At 61.4% G+C, this 21,064-nt stretch carries 16 protein-coding genes; 4 read left to right on the top strand and 12 right to left on the bottom strand.

The window, feature by feature from the left end:
* Positions 1-6: 6 nt before the first annotated feature.
* The 7 genes from FO013_RS04635 to FO013_RS04605 all read right to left on the bottom strand — a co-directional run bounded on the left by FO013_RS04635 (position 7) and on the right by FO013_RS04605 (position 11,746).
* Entirely contained in the window at positions 7-1,764 is a 1,758-nt protein-coding gene (locus tag FO013_RS04635; RefSeq protein WP_143921372.1) for a VanW family protein, read from the bottom strand.
* 13 nt (positions 1,765-1,777) lie between these two features.
* Complete coding sequence (locus tag FO013_RS04630; RefSeq protein WP_143921371.1) at positions 1,778-3,127, bottom strand: PIG-L family deacetylase; 1,350 nt, start codon at positions 3,125-3,127, stop codon at positions 1,778-1,780.
* A 40-nt stretch (positions 3,128-3,167) separates the two neighbouring features.
* Positions 3,168-5,078 carry a translational GTPase TypA gene (gene typA / locus FO013_RS04625; protein ID WP_143921370.1) on the bottom strand — a complete coding sequence of 637 codons (1,911 nt, stop codon included), beginning with the start codon at positions 5,076-5,078 and terminating at the stop codon, positions 3,168-3,170.
* A 227-nt stretch (positions 5,079-5,305) separates the two neighbouring features.
* Positions 5,306-7,240 (bottom strand): ABC transporter ATP-binding protein, encoded by a 1,935-nt coding sequence (locus tag FO013_RS04620; RefSeq protein WP_143921369.1) that lies wholly within the window; start codon positions 7,238-7,240, stop codon positions 5,306-5,308.
* Positions 7,240-8,298 carry an ABC transporter permease gene (locus tag FO013_RS04615; RefSeq protein WP_009881696.1) on the bottom strand — a complete coding sequence of 353 codons (1,059 nt, stop codon included), beginning with the start codon at positions 8,296-8,298 and terminating at the stop codon, positions 7,240-7,242. The genes FO013_RS04620 and FO013_RS04615 overlap by 1 nt, the downstream gene beginning before the upstream one ends.
* Entirely contained in the window at positions 8,295-9,839 is a 1,545-nt protein-coding gene (locus tag FO013_RS04610; RefSeq protein WP_143921368.1) for an ABC transporter permease, read from the bottom strand. Before FO013_RS04610 ends, FO013_RS04615 begins: the two co-directional genes overlap by 4 nt.
* Positions 9,840-9,940: 101 nt before the next feature.
* On the bottom strand, positions 9,941-11,746 hold the full coding sequence (locus tag FO013_RS04605; RefSeq protein WP_143921367.1) for an ABC transporter family substrate-binding protein: 1,806 nt from the start codon (positions 11,744-11,746) through the stop codon (positions 9,941-9,943).
* 248 nt (positions 11,747-11,994) lie between these two features.
* Between FO013_RS04605 and FO013_RS04600 the strand changes: the two genes are divergently transcribed.
* Positions 11,995-12,585, top strand: coding sequence for a hypothetical protein (locus tag FO013_RS04600; protein WP_260847995.1), 591 nt, complete (start codon positions 11,995-11,997; stop codon positions 12,583-12,585).
* On the opposite strand, the gene FO013_RS04595 is transcribed toward FO013_RS04600, so the two are convergent.
* The 5 genes from FO013_RS04595 to FO013_RS04575 all read right to left on the bottom strand — a co-directional run bounded on the left by FO013_RS04595 (position 12,586) and on the right by FO013_RS04575 (position 17,460).
* Positions 12,586-13,242, bottom strand: a complete 657-nt coding sequence (locus FO013_RS04595; RefSeq protein ID WP_143921366.1) for an MBL fold metallo-hydrolase — start codon at positions 13,240-13,242, stop codon at positions 12,586-12,588.
* A 7-nt stretch (positions 13,243-13,249) separates the two neighbouring features.
* Complete coding sequence (locus FO013_RS04590) at positions 13,250-14,320, bottom strand: NADH:flavin oxidoreductase/NADH oxidase (protein WP_143921365.1); 1,071 nt, start codon at positions 14,318-14,320, stop codon at positions 13,250-13,252.
* A gap of 29 nt (positions 14,321-14,349) precedes the next feature.
* On the bottom strand, positions 14,350-15,945 hold the full coding sequence (locus FO013_RS04585; RefSeq protein WP_143921364.1) for an SLC13 family permease: 1,596 nt from the start codon (positions 15,943-15,945) through the stop codon (positions 14,350-14,352).
* A 42-nt stretch (positions 15,946-15,987) separates the two neighbouring features.
* Positions 15,988-16,755, bottom strand: coding sequence for an alpha/beta fold hydrolase (locus FO013_RS04580; RefSeq protein WP_143921363.1), 768 nt, complete (start codon positions 16,753-16,755; stop codon positions 15,988-15,990).
* Between the two features lie 63 nt (positions 16,756-16,818).
* Positions 16,819-17,460, bottom strand: coding sequence for a thymidine kinase (locus tag FO013_RS04575; protein WP_143921362.1), 642 nt, complete (start codon positions 17,458-17,460; stop codon positions 16,819-16,821).
* A gap of 161 nt (positions 17,461-17,621) precedes the next feature.
* On the opposite strand from FO013_RS04575, the gene FO013_RS04570 reads away from it, so the two are divergent.
* The 3 genes from FO013_RS04570 to FO013_RS04560 all read left to right on the top strand — a co-directional run bounded on the left by FO013_RS04570 (position 17,622) and on the right by FO013_RS04560 (position 21,054).
* Positions 17,622-19,850, top strand: a complete 2,229-nt coding sequence (locus FO013_RS04570; RefSeq protein WP_143921361.1) for an NADP-dependent isocitrate dehydrogenase — start codon at positions 17,622-17,624, stop codon at positions 19,848-19,850.
* 67 nt (positions 19,851-19,917) lie between these two features.
* Positions 19,918-20,406 carry a LapA family protein gene (locus tag FO013_RS04565; protein ID WP_143921360.1) on the top strand — a complete coding sequence of 163 codons (489 nt, stop codon included), beginning with the start codon at positions 19,918-19,920 and terminating at the stop codon, positions 20,404-20,406.
* Between the two features lie 3 nt (positions 20,407-20,409).
* Positions 20,410-21,054 carry a 4'-phosphopantetheinyl transferase family protein gene (locus FO013_RS04560; RefSeq protein ID WP_143921359.1) on the top strand — a complete coding sequence of 215 codons (645 nt, stop codon included), beginning with the start codon at positions 20,410-20,412 and terminating at the stop codon, positions 21,052-21,054.
* The last annotated feature ends 10 nt before the right edge of the window (positions 21,055-21,064 follow it).

The following is a 21,064-nucleotide window of genomic DNA, read 5'->3' as shown; positions in this document are numbered from 1 at the left end:
CGCAGATCAGTCCTTGCACTCAACCTTGTTCACCGGCCGGTAGACAGTGACGAATGAGTCCTTCGAAGTCTTGCCCGATTCGATGTCCTTCATCGTCCGCGTGATCTTGATCGACCAGCCCTGCTTCGGGGTCTGCGGCGTGCACTCGGGACCCGAATCGGTCACGGAACCGGGCGAACTGTAGTTGTAACGGTCGGAGGAGTCTGAGCCGACCTTGAGCTTCTTGTCGCCGAAAATCTTCGCGTGAACCTCACCGCCGGACAGATACATGTCGAGAACAATCGGCTGCTTCGATGTGTTCGTGAACTTCATGTCGATGGTCGACCAATCCAGCGTCGCTTCCCTTCCTTCCGGATAGCGGGAGATATAGCGCGAATGAGCCTGGTGTTCGTCGAGTTCCAAGCCGGCGAAGAAGGCCGCGTTGAACAGCGTCGTCGACACCTGCGATACTCCCCCGCCGAAGTCTTCCTTCATCTGGCCATCCGAGATGACTCCAGCAGCCTTGTACCCGTTGGCGGCGGTGCGCTGCCCGATGGTTTCGTTGAGGGAGAACTGATCCCCCGGCTGAACGACTGTGCCGGAGACCTTCTTCGCCGCGACTCTGAGGTTGGTGTCGCGGTTGGGCTCCGAGGAATAGCTGGTCGAGAATTCTGACATCACGTCGGAGACATCGGCCTTCTTCGCGTCCTGCGTGGTGAAGTCCGGCTTCACCGAGGCGAGCGTGACCGTGGGCCTGTCGGTCTCGCCCGTGATGGCGTCGGTGACGGCCGTCGTCAGTTCGTCTTTTTTGATGCCGATTCCCGATTCGGACTCCACCACTTCTGGTTTGCCGTCCCTGATCGTGAAGCTGGCGTCCTTCGCTGGCTTGCCGACGTCCTTGTTAGACGCCAGGACACGCTTCTGCAGGTCCTCTTCGTCGAAGACGGGGGCCAGCTTCGAGTCTTTCGGTTCGAAGGTCAGGGTCTTCGCAATCGTTGTCGGACTGATCGTGAGATCGCCGGCATCGACATCCGAGTCGGCGTCCTTCGCAGGTTCCGCGCGTACAGTCAGATCCCTGCTCACTGCGTCTTCAGCGAAGCCGTCGGCGACGTCCTTCGCCTCGGCGGTGGTGATATCGGGTTCGACCTTGCTTGCTGTGACCGGCAGTGCATTGTCCGTACGCAGCCACGAATCCTCGATGGCTGTACGCACCTGTTCGGCATCGACGGTCTGACCGTTGGTGCCGTCTTTGATCTCCGGCTTGGCCTTGACGTAGCTGACCTCAGCGTCGACTGGTTCAACTTCGAGGGATTTAGTCACCTTGCCTGTGGCTTCGTCGAAGGACTCGTTGTCGATGCTGATGACAGGTTCGATTTCGTCATCGCCGAAGAGCCGGTCCCAGATGATGGTCGGGTCCAGTGTGAATCCGGTGGCCCGGCTGATGGTCTCCGGGATGTCGAAGCTGACTCCGGCCTTCTCCGGGTCGAGTTCGGCGGTGGGCTTTCCCGCCTTGAGCTCGATCTTCGCCCCGGCCTTGTCACCCAGCTCCTCTCGCAGAGTCGCTTCGGCCGAGGTGGTGGACTGGCCTCCGATATCGATGCCTGCGACCATCGTCCCAGGCGACAGGACGCGGCCGGTGAGGAACCCGACCACCAGGTAGATGGCCGCGAGTACGAGGATGATGAAGAGCGCGATCAGCCACGGCTTGCGCTTCGGAGTCTCCGTCGTGCCCTGCGAGCGACCGCCGGGGTTCGGTGAGGAGTGGGACAGGGTCTGAGTCGGCATAGTTCTCCCGATTCTAACGGGCTGCTTCGGGCCGCCGCACCTTTGTGAACGCGAGGACGGCAGCGATGAGCATCGGACCGATCAGCCAGGCTGCTGAGCGCAGCATCCCGGTCACGATGATGTCCGCGCCAGGCAGCCACGTCGGCTGGCCGAGGACATAGGAGAGGATGACGATGACGAATGCGGCGATGAGCATCGGCGAGGAGCTCCGGTACATCGTTTTGAGGTGCCAGAGCCCGCTGGCCACCAGGAGAAGGGACAGGGCAAGCCCCCAGGGCAGGATGACCGGGGTGCCCGCCAAGTCGAACACACTCACGTTGAGGTGCTGCATGGCGCCGAGGAAGCCGATGAGTACGGCCAACACTACTGCGTGGGCGTACGCGAAGAAGCCCGGCTTCTTCGGCTCCCGGCGTCGCCGGCGCAGAGGAAGAGCGCCGCCGGCAGCTCCATCCGCGGCTCCGGCGCCTGAATCCTGCGTCTCGCAGGCGTCGATGTCGAGGTCGGTGAGCACATGGGGTGCGGGACCCGAACGCAGCCGCAGGTCAGAGATGAGGGCTCCTGCGCCGATGGAGTAGTACTCGTGGTCGAGGATCTTCATGCCGATGCCGTTCGACAGGGCGAAGAAGGCCCCGGACACTGTCACCTGGGTGCGATGGGCAGCCAAGGCACGACGCTTGGTGTCGAGGACAGAGGAGATGTCCTGGGCGACGACGATCTCGCTCACAGGCGGTTTGGTCGGGATCGTCTGAGCCGGTGCGAAACCAGTCTCGGCAAATCCCGGCTGGTTCGGGTCGAATGTTTCTCGGGCCGCTTCAGTCGGGACATCGACGAACAGGAGTCGCCCGGCCCTCCATGCGGCTGTATCGACGGCAGCGACGGTGGCCTCGTGGACGCGCACATGGTCGGGGTGACCATAGCCGCCGTTGGAAGCGTAGGTGATGACCGCATGCGGTCGGACTTCGTCGATGACCGCGGCGATGTAGCGGGCAACGGTCGTCAGTTCGGCCGCGCAGAGAGCATTGGCCGGCATGGTCGAGGCGGCGACGGCATGACCATCGCCGCCCCACTCCATGCCGGAGTCTTCGAAGGTGTGGGCGCTGCCGCCCAGGAACAAGTGCTCGCGCACACCCAGGGCAGCCATCGCCTCGGCGATCTCCGATTCCCGCACGCGGGCCAGCCCTGCCCGATTTCCCTCGAGACCCTTGAGGTCGGCGGGGATCACCTCGCCGTCCTCACCTCGTGTGGCGCTCAGGACCGTGACCTGTGCGCCCTCGCCGGACAGTGCGGCGATCGTCCCTCCGGTCGTGATCGTCTCATCGTCGGGATGAGCGTGCACGAAGAGGATGCGGGGTACGACGGTCATGGGGTCCTGAGCGCTCGAGGTCATACTGTGCTGTTCGAACTCACGCGTTCTGTTTACGCATCTTGGCGTAGGTCTTCGCGCGTTCCTTCGGGTCGAGTTCCAGTTTGCGGATGCGCACTGTACCCGGTGTGACCTCGACACATTCGTCTTCACGGGCGAATTCGAGGCTTTCCTCGAGCGTCAGTTTGCGGGGCGGTACGAGGTTTTCGAAGGAGTCCGCCGAGGCTGAACGCATGTTCGTCAGCTTCTTCTCCTTCGTGATGTTGACGTCCATGTCATCGGCGCGAGAGTTCTCGCCGACGATCTGGCCGGTGTAGACCTCCGAGGTGGGCTGGACGAAGAAGCTGCCGCGTTCTTGCAGGTTGATCATCGCGTACGGGGTCACGGAGCCGGGACGGTCAGCGACGAGGGACCCGTTGGTCCGGAACTCGATGTTGCCGGCCCAGGGGCCGTAACCTGCCGAGAAGGAGTTCGCGATGCCGGTACCGCGAGTCTCGGTGAGGAACCGGGTGCGGAATCCGATAAGGCCACGTGCGGGGACGGTGAATTCCATCCGGACCCAGCCGGTGCCGTGGTTGGTCATGGTCGACATGACACCCTTGCGGCTGGCCAGAAGCTGAGTGACGGCACCGAGGTAGTCCTCAGGAACGTCGATCTGGAGCTCTTCGAAGGGCTCGTGGACCTTGCCGTCAACCTTCTTGGTGACGACCTGCGGCTTGCCGACGGTGAGCTCGAAGCCCTCACGACGCATCTGCTCGACGAGGATCGCCAGCGCGAGCTCGCCGCGTCCCTGGACTTCCCAAGCGTCGGGACGCTCGGTGGGAAGGACCTTGAGGGACACGTTGCCGACGAGTTCCTGGTCAAGGCGATCTTTGACCATCCGCGCGGTGACCTTGGTGCCCTTTTCGCGACCCGCCAGCGGCGAGGTGTTGATGCCGATGGTCATCGAGATCGCAGGATCGTCGATGATGATCGCGGGCAGGGGCTTCGGGTTGTTCAAGTCGGTGAGCGTGTCACCGATCATGATGTCTGGAATGCCGGCCACGGCGACGATGTCGCCGGCAGATGCCTCGGTGGCCGGAACCCGGTCGAGGCCCTGAGTCTCCAGGAGTTCGGTGATCTTGACCGAGCTGATGTCATCGCCACGAGCCCAGGCGACCTGCTGGCCCTTGCGCAGGGTGCCGCCGAAGATGCGCAGCAGAGCAAGACGGCCCAGGAACGGCGAAGCGTCGAGGTTGGTGACGTGTGCCTGAAGGATGTCGTCATCGTTGATCTCCGGAGCCGGAATGGTCTCGAGGATCGTCTTGAACAGCGGCTCGAGATCAGGATTGGCCGGAGCCTCTCCATCTGCGGGCTGTTCGAGGGAGGCTGCGCCGACCTTGGCTGCTGCGAAGACTGTGGGCACATCGAGGACCGAGTCGACATCAAGGTCGGGGACTTCATCCGCGAGGTCGGAGGCGAGACCGAGGAGCAGGTCCTGGGCCTCTTCGACGACTCCGTCAATGCGAGCATCGGCACGGTCGGTCTTGTTGATCAGGAGGATGACCGGCAGCTTCGCGGCCAGCGCCTTGCGTAGCACGAAGCGGGTCTGAGGCAGAGGGCCCTCGGATGCGTCAACAAGGAGAACGACACCGTCGACCATGGATAGGCCGCGTTCGACCTCTCCGCCGAAGTCGGCGTGACCCGGCGTGTCGATGACGTTGATGACGATGGGATCGTCACCGGCTGAGGGTCCGTTGTAGAGAACCGAGGTGTTCTTCGCGAGAATGGTGATGCCCTTCTCGCGTTCGAGGTCGCCGGAGTCCATGACGCGTTCAGCAAAATCACCGTGTTCGCTGAACACACCTGTCTGGCGGAGCATGGCGTCGACCAGAGTGGTCTTGCCGTGGTCGACGTGGGCGACGATTGCGACGTTGCGGCGGTTTTCCCGACGCGTGATGGCTTCAGTCATCAAGAACCTTATGAGCTAGAGAGATTGGTCCGGTGCGGACCCAACAGACCATTATACGGCCACACGCTTACCGGAAATGACAGCTGGTGTTCAAAATCGAGCACGAAGAATACGAGCGTGAATGCATTCGGTGGTCACAGCGGCGAGTGAGAACGCACCCGAGGGCGAATCTGACTTCTCCGCTGCGACCACCGAATCACTTCGTCATTCGCTGACCTGTCAAGGGATCAGGCGTTGGCCGTGGCCTCCAGAACGGCGTCCCTGGCTTCACGACGTTTACGCTGTTCGCGTGGATCCGGGACCGGGACCGCGGACAGCAGTCGCTGAGTGTAGGGATGGACCGGGTTGGCGACGACCTGTGAGCTCTTCCCGATCTCCACGAGGTAACCGTGACGCATCACCGCGATACGTGAGGCGATGCGTTCGATGACGGCCAAGTCGTGGCTGATGAACAGGCAGGCGAATCCGTACTCCTGCTGCAGCCCTTCGAACAGGTCGAGGACCTTCGCCTGGACCGAGACGTCGAGCGCCGAAGTCGGCTCATCAGCGATGAGCAGCTTCGGCCGCAGCGTCAGTGCTCGGGCGATGCCGATCCTCTGTCGCTGACCGCCCGAGAGTTCGTGCGGGTAGCGGTTGCGCATCGATGTAGGCAGTTCAACCGCGGTGAGCAGCTCTTCGACGCTCTTGCTCAGCGCTGGCCCCTTCATTCCTTCGTGGAGGTACAGAGGTTCGCCGATGGACTCGCCGACGGGCAGGCGTGGGTTGAGCGAGGAACCGGGATCCTGGAACACGATCCCGACTTCCTTGCGCAGAGGCCGCAGCTGCTTATTGCTCAGTCCCTTGATGCTCTTGCCGTTGATGACCATATCGCCTTCGACCGTGGGCAGAAGACCCAGTGCGGCACGACCGATCGTCGTCTTGCCCGAACCGGATTCGCCGACCAGTCCCACGACCTCTCCAGGAGCGACCATCAGGTTGATGTGATGGGCGGCCCGGAATGCCTTCTTCCGTCCGATCGCCGGATACTCGATCGCGGCATCGCGCAGCTGCAGTGCAGAGGGCTGAGAGAAATCGGCCTGAGATCCTGGGTGGTAATAGGTCTCTGTCGAGTCCATCTCGATGTCGTGGTCATGGTCCTGCTCCGCCTCCGCGGCCTCGGCCAGGCCCGAGACTCGGTCTGATCCGCCCTCGGCCACCAGGGGGCTGAGAGTCGCCTTCGGCGGGTGAGCCCCGCTATCGTTGGTGCCCGCCGTGACGTCATCATCGGTGCTGTGGGAGGCTTCCGTCTCGTGCACGACCGCCGAGTCCTCGACGGTGGCGAGGTCGGCCCCGAAAGCCTCTCCCTCAATGGCTGTACCAAGGTGCGGCACGGCTTCGAGGAGCTGTCTCGTGTACGGGTGCTGCGGATTGTAGAATATCTCTTCCGCATTGCCTGATTCGACGACGCGCCCCGCCTTCATCACAATCATCCGGTCGGCCATATCAGCGACCACGCCCATGTCGTGGGTGATGAGGATGATGCCGGCGTCGAGCTTCGACTTCAACTCACGCATGAGCTTGAGGATCTCCGCTTGGACCGTGACGTCCAGTGCCGTGGTCGGCTCATCGGCGATGAGAAGCTTGGGCTGGCACGCCAGAGCCTGAGCTATCATGATGCGCTGGCGCTGTCCGCCCGAGAGCTGGTGCGGGAACGAGTGGAAACGCTCCTCGGGGTCCGGGATCTCGACGAGACGCATCAGCTCGAGAGCGCGCTCCTTTGCCTCAGTCGGGCCGACGTCCAGGTGCACACGCAGCGTCTCCACGATCTGGAAACCCGCCGTGTAGACCGGGTTGAGCGCCGTCATGGGCTCCTGGAAGATGACGGAGATCTCGTTTCCTCGGATCTGCTGCATCTTCTCCGGCGGCATGCCGATGAGTTCGGTGCCGCCCATCTTGGCCGAGCCGGTGGCCCGACCGTTGCTGGGCAGCAGGCCGAGCAGTGACATGCTCGACTGCGATTTGCCGGAGCCGGATTCGCCGACGATCGCGAGCACTTCACCAGCGTTGACCGTGTAGTTGAGTTCCTCAGCGGCCATCCACCATTCGTCATTGACCCAGAATTTCACTCCCAGGTCTTTGACGTCGAGGACCGGTGATTTGGCTGTGTTCGTCTGTTCAGTCATCACTTCGCCTCCTCTTTCTGCGTCGTGTTCGCGACCTTCTTCTGGGTCATGCGCTCGGCCTTCTTCATCTTCCTCCAGCTGGGAATGGTCTTCATTCGCGGGTCGAACGCGTCGCGCAGACCGTCGCCGATGAAGTTCACACACAGAGCGATGACGATGATGAACAGACCGGGCCACCAGAACAGCCACGGGCGTGTGGCGAAGGAGGTCTGGTATTCGCTGATCAGCTGGCCCAGTGAGATACCGGGTGGACTGATGCCGAATCCGAGGTAGCTGAGTGCCGCTTCGAGCACGATCGCCTGACTCATCACCAGGGTCGTATTGACGATGATGACACCCATGGCGTTGGGCAGCATGTGCTTGAACATGATGCGGAAGTCGCTGGCTCCGGCCACACGCGCCGAATCGACGAATTCACGTTCTCGCAGGGACATGAAGTCACCGCGCACGAGTCGTGCCAGACCGGTCCAGAGGATCGCGCCGAGGGCCAGGCCCAGCAGCGGTCCGTTCGCACCGCCGACAAGCTTGCCGAGGATCGAACCGATGACGATGACGGGCAGGATGATGAAGCCGTCCGTGATGCGCATCAGCACAGAATCGATCCAGCCACGGTAATAGCCGGCCAGCGCGCCGACGATCGTGCCGATGACAAGACAGACCAGGCCGATGATGACCATGACGATGATGGAGATCTGCGTCCCCTTCATCACGCGGGCGAAGTTGTCACGACCGATGTCGTCCTGCCCGAAGGGGTGTTGGCCCAACGTGAAGAAGTTCGAGAACGACCAGGTAGGTGCACCTCCCGAATTGAGGATCTGTCCCGAGGAGGTGTGGTTGTAGATCCACCAACCAGGTATCGGACCAAAGCCCACCGATGAGAAGGCGAAGAGGGCGACGAAGGCGAAGACGCCGATGCTGATCATCGCGCCCTTGTGGCGGAGGAACTTCCGGAAGACGATCTTGCCCTGGGACAGACCTTCGGTTTCCTTGGCTTCGATCGCGTTGTCCCCGACGTCGTCGGGCGCGAGAGCATTTTCGTTGTCGTTGTTGGTACTCATGCGTTCACTCGGATTCTGGGGTCGAGGACTGCGTAGAGGAAGTCCGCGACGAGGTTGGCGATGATGGCGAGCAGGCCCGTAATGAGGATGTAGGCCATGATCGGATCGAGTTCGGACTGTCTCATCGAATCGATGAAGAGTTTGCCCATGCCGTTCCAGCCGAAGATCGTCTCAGTGATCACGGCGCCGCCGATCATCGTGATGATGTCAACGGGAATGATAGATGCCAGAGGCAGGAGCGCATTGCGCAGCGCATGACGCATGACGACAGTTCGTTCGTTGAGCCCCTTGGCTCGTGCTGTGCGGATGTAGTCCTGACCCATGACCTCGAGCATCGAACCGCGCGTGTAGCGGGTGTACGAAGCAAAGGAGATGAGGATCAGAGCGATAGACGGCAGGAGGAGGTGGGTGAACGTGTCCAGGTTCGCTATCCAGAAGTCGCCCTCGAGATTCGGCGTCGATGCGCCGATCGTCGCAATCGGTCGGTTATTGATCGCAGGCTGGTCCGAATACTCGCCCCATCCCTGAAGCACTCGGTCGGCGAAGATGAGGACGGCGACGATGAGGCCGGTGAAGAATGTGGTGCGCACAGTGTCCCAAGGATCGGGTCCGCGGAACGCCAGACCCACGCCGACGGCCACACCGATCGTCACGATCAGGAGTCCGAACATCCACAGCCAGTTCATCTCCTGGTAGTAGAAGAGGTATTGCAGCGGCATGTACAGCAGAGCCCCGATGACAGCCATCGCCAACGTCGCATAGAGCACTCGCTTGTTCTTCAGACCTGTCGACAGGAAGGTCATGACCACAGCAGCACCGAGGCCGATGACGACCACTCCGACGATGCCGATGCTCGGCTGCTGCAGCCAACCGCTGGCAAGGATGTAGTAGATCGTCACGAAGGTGATGACCGTGGCTGCGAGGAAGGTGATGAGCCTGCGTTTTCGGCCACCGCCCAGCGCTCCCATCCAGAACAGTCCCAGCGCAATGCAGATGAGGATGATCGGCACCCAGCTGCTCAGCGTCGGATCGTTGATGAAGTTGTTGATCTCGATCGCACCGTACTGCTTGAGCAGAACCGCCACCCAGAACACAGGCAGGGAATAGAGGAGGAAGGAGACGAAGGTGATGAAGTAGTCGAAGCCCGAATACTGGCGGATCGCTGAGATCATTCCGACTGCGATGCCGAGCATGATGGCCACGATCGTCGAGGCTGTGATCAGCTTGACCGTGTTGGCGATGGCGCCCTGAAGCTGAGAGGTGACCTCTTGGCCGGATTTCCAGGCGACGCCGAAGTCACACTGCCCGACCACACAGCCGCCCACGCCGGCCAGCCACTTGAAGTAGCGAACCACGGCGGGCGTATCGAGGTCGAGGAGCCGACGGCGGGACTCGTAGAGTGCCTCGATGTTGGGAGAGGTACTCGAACGCAGGTCCCAGAAGAAGTCGAGGGCGACATTGAGCAGGAGGTAGAGGACGAAGGTCACGACTAGGAGCACGAGTGCAGTCGAGAGGAGTCGTCTGAGGATGAATCTTGTCATTGGGTGTCCGTTTCAATCTTCCGAAAACGCTGCTGTGGGGATCACAGAGTGATCCCCACAGCAGCTGGGGGTGAAGGAGAACCGATCGCGTCAGTCGCGGATCAGTTGGTCTCCCACTCCCAGTAGTTCCAGAACATGGTCGGCGACACAGATGTCGACGAGACATTCTTAACCTTGTCACGGTAGATCGTCAGCTCAGGGAACTGGAAGATCGGTGCACCGAAGGCATCTTCGCTCAACTGGCTCTCCAGATCAGTGAGCAACTTCTCCTGCTCGTCTTCCTTGGATACGAGCAGCTTATCGAGGATCTTGTCCGTCTTCTTGCTCGAGTAGCCGCCGTAGTTGTTCTGAGCACCGGTGCGGAAGTTCGCATCGTTCTCAGTCACGCCTGTGCCCTCAGACTGCCAGCCGAACAGCGAAACATCATAGGTGCCATCGCCGAGGCGAGTGCCCCAGTTGACGTCTCCGACGTCCTCAATCTTGAAACCGGCTTTCTCCGCCGATTCCTTGATGAGCTGGAACTCCTGCTGACGACGCGAGTTCGTGTTGTCGTACATGATGCGCACCTTGGGCGCATCGGCACCGGCTTCCTTGAGGAGCTTCTTCGCAGCTTCAACGTCGACATCGGTGGCGTCGGCAACACCGTTCTCCTTGGTGACCGCGTCGTACATCGGCGAGCCGGGAACCTGTGAGTATGAGTCACGGGTGACGGCTTCCTCATTGAGCGGCTTGATGATCTTCTCGACGATGTCCTCGCGGGGAACGGTTTTGAGGAACGCCTGGCGAACCTTCTTCGCCTTCTCCTCGTCGCCGCCGTTGGCTTCAGGGTCAAATGGACCCTTGTTGTCAAAGGTGAAGTCCACGTGCTCGTAGGTTGCACCGTCGGCCGCGTCGACTGTGACACCGTCAAGGTCTTCAGCAGCGGAGAGAACGTCGGCTGTGGCCTGCGGCTGGGTCATATCGACTTCGCCGTTTTCGATCGCCTGGATCATAGCCATCGGGTCTCCGTTGTAGCGAACCGTCACGGTGTCGACCTTCGGCTTGACGGGGCCGGAATACTGGTCATCGAGTTCAAGAGTGACGTACTGCCCCTCCTTGAAGTCGGTCATCTTGTACGGGCCGGTATGGACGAGGAGATCCTCGTCCTTGGGCATCGATGTGAAGTCGAAGCCCGTGTTCCAGGTGTTCGAGATCTTGGACAGCTTCTCGGTGTCCTTGTCCTTGAGCGCATCGAGGATCGCCTGCTTGCCTTCAGCCGGATCGTCAATTCCGAGAGCCTTCTTAGCCACAATGTGGGCAGGAACACCTACGCCGTCAGCACCCGTTCCGAGCTCGGTTTCCCAGTCGACGAACGGCTTGGAGTAGCTGAAGGTGACTTCCTTGCCATCGTCGGAAACTTCGGGGAAGTCTTTGATCAGGGCAGACCCTGCGGTTGCCGCATCAAAGTAGACCGTCTTCGCGTCATTCTCCTTGACCGACCCGTCGTCAGCGTTGTTCTGTTCGACGGTGTTGAAGTTCGCGGACTGCCCGGCCCAGGTCAGAGCCAAGTCGGCCGCGTCCACCGGGGTGCCATCGGACCATTTGGCGTCATCATTGAAGGTGTATTTGACCTTCAAAGGATCTTCGGAGACCTGTTCGACACTGCCGAGAGAACCATCCTGGAGCTCAAGCTTGTCGTCATAGTGCTTGAAGTTGTCATTCATCATGTAGGTGAGAATGGCGTTCGAGACGGCATTGCCGTTGGCCGTCAATGTGTTCATCGACCGGAAGGATTCGTTCCATCCGATGTTGATGCTTGATTTCTCTGACGACTTCTCATCGTCTCCGCCGCCGGGGGGTGTGCACGCAGTGAGCACCATTGCTGCTGCGGCAACTGAGGCTCCGGCCGCGAGGAAGCGCTTTTTCACGTTCTCTCCTTGTTGTCATGAGGCTGTTTCGCCCGTGTAGCCACGCCCGCAATCCGGGGCGTGTTGCGCTCGATCACTCCCTGGTCGGGAGTGTGACCGCGTTCATGTTTTTCACATGGAATGCCTCAAAGTTAATTCACGCGGCACTGTGACGGAGTCCACATGCTGAGCATATTTCACAATCGTTACCCTTTCGAGATCAAGGAAACATGCACACAACCTGCAGTCTCAGTGGATAGGATGTTCAGGTGGTGAACAGTGAGATGGATCGCAATGCAGGGAACAATCAGCCGACGATCGTGCGAACGACGAGCTCCACAGTGCTCTTCGTCGTCATCGCGGGGCTCTGCGTGATCGGCCTGGGCTCGATCATTGTCGGAGACTTCACAACACGAGGGCTTGCGGTGGCAGGTATTCCGGTCGCCATCATCACCGTCGTCTACGCCCTCTATCGGTTCCCTCGCGTCGAGCTCAGGCGCAAGGAGATCGCACTGATCAACCCTATGCAGTCCGCGCACATCCCCTGGAACCTCGTCGACGGGTTCGACATCCACTTCGGACTCGGGGTGCGCACCCATGAGAAGGTCTACTCGTCGTGGCCGTTGGCCGGCAGGGGTAAGAAGATGGAGAAGGACGAACACGGCATCCGCAGGCTGATGGACAATCCGAATCCCGCTGTCGATACCGTGCTCGACCGTTACTCCGGCCTCAGCGACGAGGAGCTGGCGAACCCTCGCGGCGAACGCACCATCACAACTTCGTGGAACTTCGGTATCATCGCCGCACTTGTGACTGCCATCATCTGGGCAGGCATCGGCTTCGCCGCCCTGCCCAGCTGATCACCAGCCGCGTTCGCGCCATTCGCTCAGCTTCGGGCGTTCCTCGCCTAGCGTCGTGGAATCACCATGCCCGGGCAGCACCTTCGTCTCATCGGGCAGTTGGTCGAAGACTCGTTCTTCCAGATCGTCCATCAGGGAGGCAAAGTCCTCTGTGCTCCAGGTCTTTCCGGGTCCACCGGGGAACAGCGAATCGCCTGAGAACAGGATGGTCTCTCCCCCGTCGCGCAGCAGCAGGGCGATCGACCCCGGCGTGTGACCGCGGAGGACGATCGCCTGCAGGACGAAACCGCCGAAGTCTCCGACGTCGAGGTGGTCGACCGCTCGCGTGATCTCCACGCCCTCGGCCGCTGTGATCGCCTCCGCATCGTCGCTGCCTGCGATCGTCATCGCGTCGGGGAATGCCGCCGAGGTGGCAGGCAGTGCCCGAATGTGATCCCAATGCTGGTGTGTGGTGATGATCGCGTGCAGCTCAGGGGCCGCCGAGGTGTCCTCGGCTCCCGAGGCGATGAGATCCTTGATCGCCTCAGCATCGTCGGCTGCGTCGATGAGGACCTGTGATCCTGATTCCTTGGCCGTGATCATGTAGACGTTGTTCGCCATCTCGGACACTGCGATGCTGCGGATGACGACGTGTTCGGTTTCGATAGTGTTCGTCATTGTCGGTTCACCATGCTCCTCTTGTGTACTGCGGTGGATACGGTCCCGGTTCGACTCCGAGATCGTGGGCTGCTCTCTGCGGCCACGCCGGTTCGCGCAGTGCCGCCCGTGCCAGGAAGATCGCGTCGGCCTGTTCCGAGGCCAGAATCGTCTCCGCCTGCTCCGGGTCGGTGATGAGGCCGACGCTTCCTGTGTTCACGCCTTCTGCCCGGATCGCTGCCGACAGCGGCACCTGGTAGCCGGGGCCGACTGGAACCTTGACGGGGAAGTTGCCTCCGGAGGAGACATCGATGAGGTCGACGCCGCGTTCCTTGAGGTCACGGGAGACCACGACGGCCTCGGCGATGTCGAAGCCGCCTTCACGCCACTCGCTGGCAGAGAGACGGACGAATACCGGCACCTCCTCGCCCACTGCTGCGCGTACTGCCTGGTAGGTCTCGGTCAGCATTCGCGAACGTCCAGTAAGGTCGCCGCCGTACTCATCCGTGCGTTCATTCGACAGCGGGGACAAGTACGAATGGAGAAGGTAGCCGTGGGCTGCGTGGAGTTCGACGAGGTCGAACCCGGCATCGATGGCTCGGACAGCGGCCGCGGCGAAGGCATCGACCACCTCGGCGATGTCGTCCTTCGTCATCTCCTGCGGCGCTTCGTATCCGGGATAGGCGATGGCGCTGGCACCGAGGGTGGGCCAACCGCCGTCGGCCTCGGGGACACTGCCCCGAGGATTGCCCTCGAAGGGACGGTAGGTGCTGGCCTTGCGGCCCGCGTGTGCCAGCTGCACACCGATGCGACTGCCCTGTGAATGGACGAAGTCAGTGATCGAGGACCACGCCTCTGCCTGATCGTCATTCCAGATGCCGGCATCTTGAGGTGAGATTCGTCCTTCGGGAAGGACAGCGGAGGCCTCGGTGAGGATGAGTCCGAACCCACCCTGGGCACGGGCGCCCAGGTGAACGAGATGCCAGGTGTTGGGCATCCCGTCTTCGGACTCGCAGGAATACTGGCACATCGGGGCGAGCCAGATGCGGTTGGCGATCTCAGTTCCGCGCATTGTCATGGGTGAGAAGAGTTGAGTCATTCCACCAGTCTGCCAATTTCTCTCGTCGTTCAGAGCACGATGTTGAATACTGGTACGGCCAAGACATACACCGTGACCGTGATGAGGACGATTCCGATGACGTTGAGCAGGACGCCGCCCTTGACCATCTGCGCCACCGTCAGGTATCCCGAACCGTAGGCGACGGCGTTCGGCGGCGTCGCGACCGGAAGCATGAACGCACAGGTCGCAGCCAGCGCCACCGGAATTGTCAGCAGCAACGGATCGAGGTCAAGTCCCAGCGCCACCCCGCCGACGACGGGAACGAAGGTGGCCGCGGTCGCGGTGTTCGAGGTCAGCTCCGTGAGGAACAGGATGATCAAGGCGAAGATCGCGACGACGAAGACTGTCGGCAGGACTCCCAATCCGCTCGTGGACTTGCCGATCCACTCGGTCAGTCCCGAGGAGGAGAACTGCGCGGACAGAGCCAAACCACCGCCGAAGAGGAGGAGCACACCCCAGGGCAGCTTCTCGGCAGTGTCCCAGTCGAGGAGGCGGACACCGCGATTGGCTCCGCCGGGAATGAGGAAGAGGAGGAGACCGATGACCATCGCGATGCCCTCATCGCTGATCGGTGGCTCATCGAAGATCAGCGGCAGGGAGATCCAGCTGACCGCGGCGAGGACGAACATGCCCAGCACCAGCTTCTCCCCGGTCGACATCGGACCGAGCTTCCGCAATTCCTCACGGATGAGCTCTCGGCCGCCGGGGATCTCATCGATCTCAGGCTTGAACAGCACTTTGACCAGAAGGAACCAGGCGATGACCATCATCACGACCGCCAGAGGGACCCCGACGAGCATCCACTGGCCGAAGCCGATGGAGATGTCGTGGTTGTCCTTGAGGTAGCCGACGAGGAAGAGGTTCGGCGGTGTGCCGATAATGGTGCCAAGGGACCCGATTGAGGCCGAATAGGCGATGCCCAACATGAGTGCGGTGCCGAAGTTGGACTTCACCACGGCGTCGAGCCCGGTGTCGTCCTGACCCTCGTCTGAGTCCGCGGAGTCAGTGCCCGAAGCATCGGTGACGGCTCCTCCGATGACCTTGCTCACGATCATCAGAACAGAGATTCCGATGGGCAGCATCATCACCGCCGTCGCAGTGTTCGATACCCACATGGACACGAAACCGGTGGCGACCATGAAGCCTGCGATCATCGGTCCCGGCTTGTTGCCCATGACGGACAGCGTGATGAGGGCGATTCGTCGGTGCAGGTTCCATCGTTGCATGGCCAGGGCGATGAGGAATCCACCGAGGAACAGGAAGATGATCGGGTTGCCGTAGGACGCACCGACGGTGTCCATCTCGACCTCGGTGCCGAAGACTGGAAAGGCCACGAGCGGCAGCAGAGAGGTAGCCGCGATCGGCAGTGCCTCGGTCATCCACCACACAGCCATCAACACGGCGACAGCAGCTGTCAGCTTCGCGCCGTGCTCGACCCCGTCGGGCATGATCGCATAGACGAGGGTCGAGAGGATGAGCCCGAGCAGGAAACCGGTCCAGCGTATGCGCACCACCTGCTTGGAGAACCCTGGGGCCCTCTCACCCGGTGAGAGTTCATTGAACTCGGCGGAGTTGTCGGTTCGTGAGTACTGTTCCTGAGTCATCTGCGCTCCTCATTGAGCAAGGTCGGATGCTGTGGACTACATCTACACCCTACTCAAGAACGCCTCGATGTGGTCGAAGACGATGTCGGGATGCTCGGCCATCGGCAGATGAGCCGCATCGGGGATGACAACCATGGCTGAGTCGGCCACCTGTGCCGACAGCTCGGTCATGGCCTCGGGGGTGCAGCCCGGATCCTGTGATCCGGCGATGAACAGGGTCGGCGTGGAGACAGCCTCAAGGCGACCGGTCACGTCGTATTGAGTCAGAGCCCGTGCACAGGCGATATAGGCGGCATCATCGATCATTGCCAGGTCCGTGAGGATGGCCGGTCCCGATGCGATGTCCTCGGTGAGGAAACCGGCGGCGAACCACCGGTCGGCGGTGTCGTCGAGCTGGCCGCGGGTGCCGTCCTCGGTGACGTCCTTGATTCGTTCGGCCCAGGATTCGTCGGTGCCGAACTTCGTCGCCGTCGCACAAGCCACAAGACCAGTCAGCGAGTCAGAGTGTTCGAGTGCCAGCATCAGTCCGATGCCGCCCGAGATCGAGACACCGCAGTAGGTGAACTTCTCCACACCCAGTTCGGCCAGGCTGGTGACGAGGCCTGCTGCGAGATCGGAGACCGTGAAGTCCGCCCCGTCATCGGTTCGAGGAAGTGTGTGACCGGGAAGATCGCTGAGGTAGATCTGATAGTCATCGGCGAATCTGGCCGCGACTGCGGCCCAGAGGGAGACCCTGGTGCCGAGGGCGTTTCCGAAGACGATGGCCGGTGAACCCGGATTGTCATTGAGGGGGTGGACTGCAATGCGCAAGAGTGCTCCTAGCAAGGTTCGAGATCAGATGAGATATTCGAGGTCAGGAGTGCTGTTGGAAGGTCAGGAGACCACCGCACTCAGCCTACCGCCCGAGTACTGGAGATAACAGCGTGGGCACAGTGATTCATAGGTCACCGCGTTGCCGTCGATGGCCACCTGGTCACCGTCGAAGATGAATCGGCCGTCGACGAGCCGTCCGTTGAACATCGCCTTGCGTCCGCAGCGGCAGATTGTCTTGAGTTCTTCCAAAGTGTGAGCAATCTCAAGCAGTCGGGCAGAACCGGGAAAAGCCTTAGTACGGAAATCGGTTCTGATTCCGTAGCACATCACCGGCACCGAGGCGTTGGTGGTGATGCGCATGAGCGAATCGACCTGGAGCGGTTCGAGGAACTGAGCTTCGTCGATGAGCAGGCAGGCCACGCGGGCCTTAGGCGTGTCGATGGATTCGAGCAGAGCATCATGATCGACGTAGTCAGCGTGCTCACGGTAGATGGTCTCAACGTCGGAGCCTGCGGGGATGAGGAAGTCGACTTCTCTGGTGACACCGAGGCGGGAGACGATCTCGCCGGCACCCTTCGTATCGATGTGGGGTTTGGCCAGCAGAACTCGCTGGCCGCGTTCCTCGTAGTTGAAGGCGGCCTGCAGCAGGGCGGTCGATTTTCCGGAATTCATCGCCCCGTAACGGAAGTAGAGCTTGGCCACCGTCGTCCTCTCTGAGTCGTTCGTGATGATTTCTCAGTTGTTCGTCATCATCGTCCTGTTGTGTGTGACGAAACAGAACCCTACCGGGAAGCTGAGCACAACCGGGGCAACGGTAGGATGGGGTGGTCAAACCCCAAGACGATGTGGAGTAGTCCATCACCATGGCCAAAATCATTTATACGCGCACCGATGAAGCGCCACTTCTGGCGACGTACTCGCTCAAGCCGATCATCGAAGCCTTCGCCACCTCTGCGGGCGTCGAGGTCGAGACCCGAGACATCTCCCTGGCTGCGCGTGTACTGGCACAGTTCACCGATCGCCTCCCTGCAGACCAGCAGGTCGCTGATTCCCTGGCAGAGCTGGGCGATCTGGCCAAGAAGCCGGAAGCCAACATCATCAAGCTGCCCAACATCTCGGCTTCCGTCCCCCAGCTCAAGGCCACCATCGCCGAGCTCCAGTCCCAGGGCTACGAACTGCCCGACTACCCGGACGAGCCGTCGACCGATGATGAGCACGATGCCAAGGCTCGCTATGACAAGGTCAAGGGCTCAGCAGTCAACCCTGTCCTGCGTGAGGGCAACTCCGATCGTCGCGCCCCACAGGCAGTGAAGAACTTCGCGAAGGCCCACCCTCATTCGATGGGTGACTGGTCTTCTGACTCGAAGACCAATGTCGCCACGATGGCCGCCGGTGACTTCCGTGACAATGAGAAGTCCGTTGTCATTCCGGCCGATGACACCCTCCAGATTCGTCTGCGTCCTGCCTCGGGCGAGACCGTCGTACTCAAGGAATCGCTGCCAGTCCTCGCCGACGAGGTCATCGACGCCACCAAGATGGATGTGGCTGAGCTCCACAAGTTCCTCAAGGCCCAGATCGCACGGGCCAAGGACGAGGGCATCCTGTTCTCCGTCCACCTCAAGGCCACGATGATGAAGGTCTCCGACCCGATCCTCTTCGGTCACGTCATCGAGGCGTTCTTCCCCGAGGTCTACGCCGAATACGGTGCTGCCCTCGCCGAGGCGGGTCTGACCTCTGACAACGGACTGGCCGCCATCCTCGGCGGGCTCGACGCTCTCCCAGCCGATGTAGCCGCAGGCATCAAGGCCGGTATCGATAAGGGCATCGCCGAAGGCCCCTCCCTGGCGATGGTGAATTCCGATAAGGGAATCACCAATCTGCACGTGCCCTCCGACGTCATCGTCGATGCCTCGATGCCTGCGATGATCCGCGTCGGCGGCAAGATGTGGAATAAGGACGACGCGACCCAGGATGCCCTGGCCGTCATCCCCGATTCCTCCTACGCCGGTGTCTACCAGACCGTGATCGAGGACTGCCGTACCAACGGTGCCTTCGATCCGACCACGATGGGCACCGTTCCCAACGTCGGACTCATGGCCCAGAAGGCCGAAGAATACGGCAGCCACGACAAGACCTTCGAAATCGCCCAGGACGGCGTTGTCGAGGTCGTCAACTCCGTCGGTGAGGTCATCCTGTCCCATGATGTCGCCGCCGGTGACATCTGGCGTGCCTGCCAGACCAAGGACATCCCGGTCCGTGACTGGGTCAAGCTTGCCGTGACCCGTGCCCGCCTCTCCGAGACTCCAGCCGTGTTCTGGCTCGACGAGACTCGCGCCCACGACCGCAACCTGAGGGCCAAGGTCGAGGCGTACCTCGGCGACCACGACACCGAGGGCCTCGACATCCGCATCATGAACCCGGTCGAGGCGACTCAGTTCTCGATTGATCGCATTCGTCAGGGCAAGGACACCATCTCGGTGACCGGCAATGTCCTGCGTGACTACAACACCGACCTGTTCCCGATCCTGGAACTGGGCACCTCGGCGAAGATGCTCTCCGTGGTTCCGCTCATCGCCGGTGGCGGCCTGTTCGAGACGGGAGCCGGCGGTTCGGCCCCGAAGCACGTCCAGCAGCTGGTCGAGGAGAACCACCTCCGCTGGGATTCCCTCGGTGAGTTCCTCGCCTTGGCCGAATCCTTCCGCCACGAGTTCAACGTCCACGGAAACGCCCGTGCCGGAGTTCTCGCCGACACGCTCGATGCTGCAACCGGCAAGTTCCTCGAAGAGAACAAGTCGCCTTCACGCAAGGTCGGCGAGATCGACAACCGCGGCAGCCACTTCTACCTCACCCTCTACTGGGCGCAGAACCTGGCCCAGCAGACCACGGACGAGCCGCTGGCCGAGGCCATCAAGCCTGTTGCCGAAGCTCTCGAGTCCAACGCCGATAAGATCTCGGCCGAACTTCTCGAAATCCAGGGAAGCCCTGCCGACCTGGGTGGCTACTACTACCCGGAGGAGACCAAGCTCGACTCGGTCATGCGGCCTTCGGCTACGCTCAATGAGATCATCTCCACCCTGAGTGCGAAGGTCTGATCTGACTTCTTCAGTTCAGACACCGCAACACCTCACTCATGCGCCCATCAGCGACTATGATGGGCGCATGAGTACTCAAGACCCACGTGGCGAATCACAGACGCCCGACGAGCTGCTGGCCGAGACGCAGTCCGTGCTCGGCGACGAGGACCCGGCGACCGGCAGCACCCGCGAGGTCGCACCGACTCAGCAGGTTGATCCGACGCAGCGCATCGAATCCGAGCAGCAGACCGAACCGACACAGCGCCAGGAACCGACTCCTGCAGGCAAGGATGCCGAACTGGCACGGCTCAAGGGCGGCTCCGGCATGTCGGCGGGAATGTGGGCATCCCTCATCCTCGGCGCCGTCATCGTCGTGCTCCTGCTCATCTTCATCCTGCAGAACAACGTCCCCGCCGAGTTCCAGTACTTCGGCTGGCAGTTCCAGCTGCCCCTCGGCGTTGCCATGCTCTTCGCCGCGATCGGCGGAATCTTCATCGCCGGCATCATCGGATCCGTGCGCATCTTCGTGCTCAACCGCAAGCTGAAGAAGATCTCGAAGGCTCTGGGCAGCTGATACATGGAGTCCCACCCTGGTTTCACACTCCTGCCCACCCAACTCGATTCGACCATCGTCCTCGCCGACACTGACGCCGAAGCCGAATGGGCCCGCATCGATCTCTCTTCGCTGACGAAGCAGGAGATGAACTATGCGACGGAATTCGAACCCGATGCCGCGGCTACGTGGGCTGCGGGTCGAGTCATCCTCCGTCACGTCCTCGGCGCACACCTGGACCGCGACCCTGCAGACATCGAGATTCGCCTCGATTCGGCCGGCAAACCGCGAGTAGAGGAGTGCGAATTCTCCGTGACTCGAGCCAGGCGTTTGGTTCTCGTCGCCGTCGCCGACGATCCCATCGGTGTTGACCTCGAAGCTGTACCCGAGCATGCGGTTGCCGCCGAGGCGATGGCGTTGCTTCACCCGAAGGAGCAAGCCGAACTCGACCAGGTCCCTGCTTCCGATCTGGCAACAGATTTCGTGCGCGTGTGGGCCCGGAAGGAAGCCTTCCTCAAGGCTCTGAGCACTGGCCTGGCACGTGACCCTGGGATGGACTACATCGGCGCAGCCGCGTCACCCAGCTCTCCGCACCCCGACGTCGAGATCTTCGACCTGGAGTCAGGACTGCCAGCGGGCTACCACGCCGCCATCGCGTTCAACCGCTGACGGTCGCTCT

Origin of the sequence: Brevibacterium aurantiacum (assembly GCF_007558825.1) — a bacterium.
In the GTDB taxonomy this organism is placed as follows: domain Bacteria; phylum Actinomycetota; class Actinomycetes; order Actinomycetales; family Brevibacteriaceae; genus Brevibacterium; species Brevibacterium aurantiacum_A.
Note: the sequence above shows the minus strand (reverse complement) of the source record. Positions and strands in the feature narration are given on the sequence as shown.

Coding starts and splice junctions, on each gene's coding strand:
- FO013_RS04585 (WP_143921364.1), bottom strand. CDS start 15,945: ATGACTCAGGAACAGTACTCACGAACCGACAACTCCGCCGAGTTCAAT.
- FO013_RS04630 (WP_143921371.1), bottom strand. CDS start 3,127: ATGACCGTCGTACCCCGCATCCTCTTCGTGCACGCTCATCCCGACGAT.
- FO013_RS04615 (WP_009881696.1), bottom strand. CDS start 8,298: ATGAGTACCAACAACGACAACGAAAATGCTCTCGCGCCCGACGACGTC.
- FO013_RS04635 (WP_143921372.1), bottom strand. CDS start 1,764: ATGCCGACTCAGACCCTGTCCCACTCCTCACCGAACCCCGGCGGTCGC.
- FO013_RS04620 (WP_143921369.1), bottom strand. CDS start 7,240: ATGACTGAACAGACGAACACAGCCAAATCACCGGTCCTCGACGTCAAA.
- FO013_RS04610 (WP_143921368.1), bottom strand. CDS start 9,839: ATGACAAGATTCATCCTCAGACGACTCCTCTCGACTGCACTCGTGCTC.
- FO013_RS04570 (WP_143921361.1), top strand. CDS start 17,622: ATGGCCAAAATCATTTATACGCGCACCGATGAAGCGCCACTTCTGGCG.
- FO013_RS04590 (WP_143921365.1), bottom strand. CDS start 14,320: ATGACTCAACTCTTCTCACCCATGACAATGCGCGGAACTGAGATCGCC.
- FO013_RS04560 (WP_143921359.1), top strand. CDS start 20,410: ATGGAGTCCCACCCTGGTTTCACACTCCTGCCCACCCAACTCGATTCG.
- FO013_RS04595 (WP_143921366.1), bottom strand. CDS start 13,242: ATGACGAACACTATCGAAACCGAACACGTCGTCATCCGCAGCATCGCA.
- FO013_RS04565 (WP_143921360.1), top strand. CDS start 19,918: ATGAGTACTCAAGACCCACGTGGCGAATCACAGACGCCCGACGAGCTG.
- typA (WP_143921370.1), bottom strand. CDS start 5,078: ATGACTGAAGCCATCACGCGTCGGGAAAACCGCCGCAACGTCGCAATC.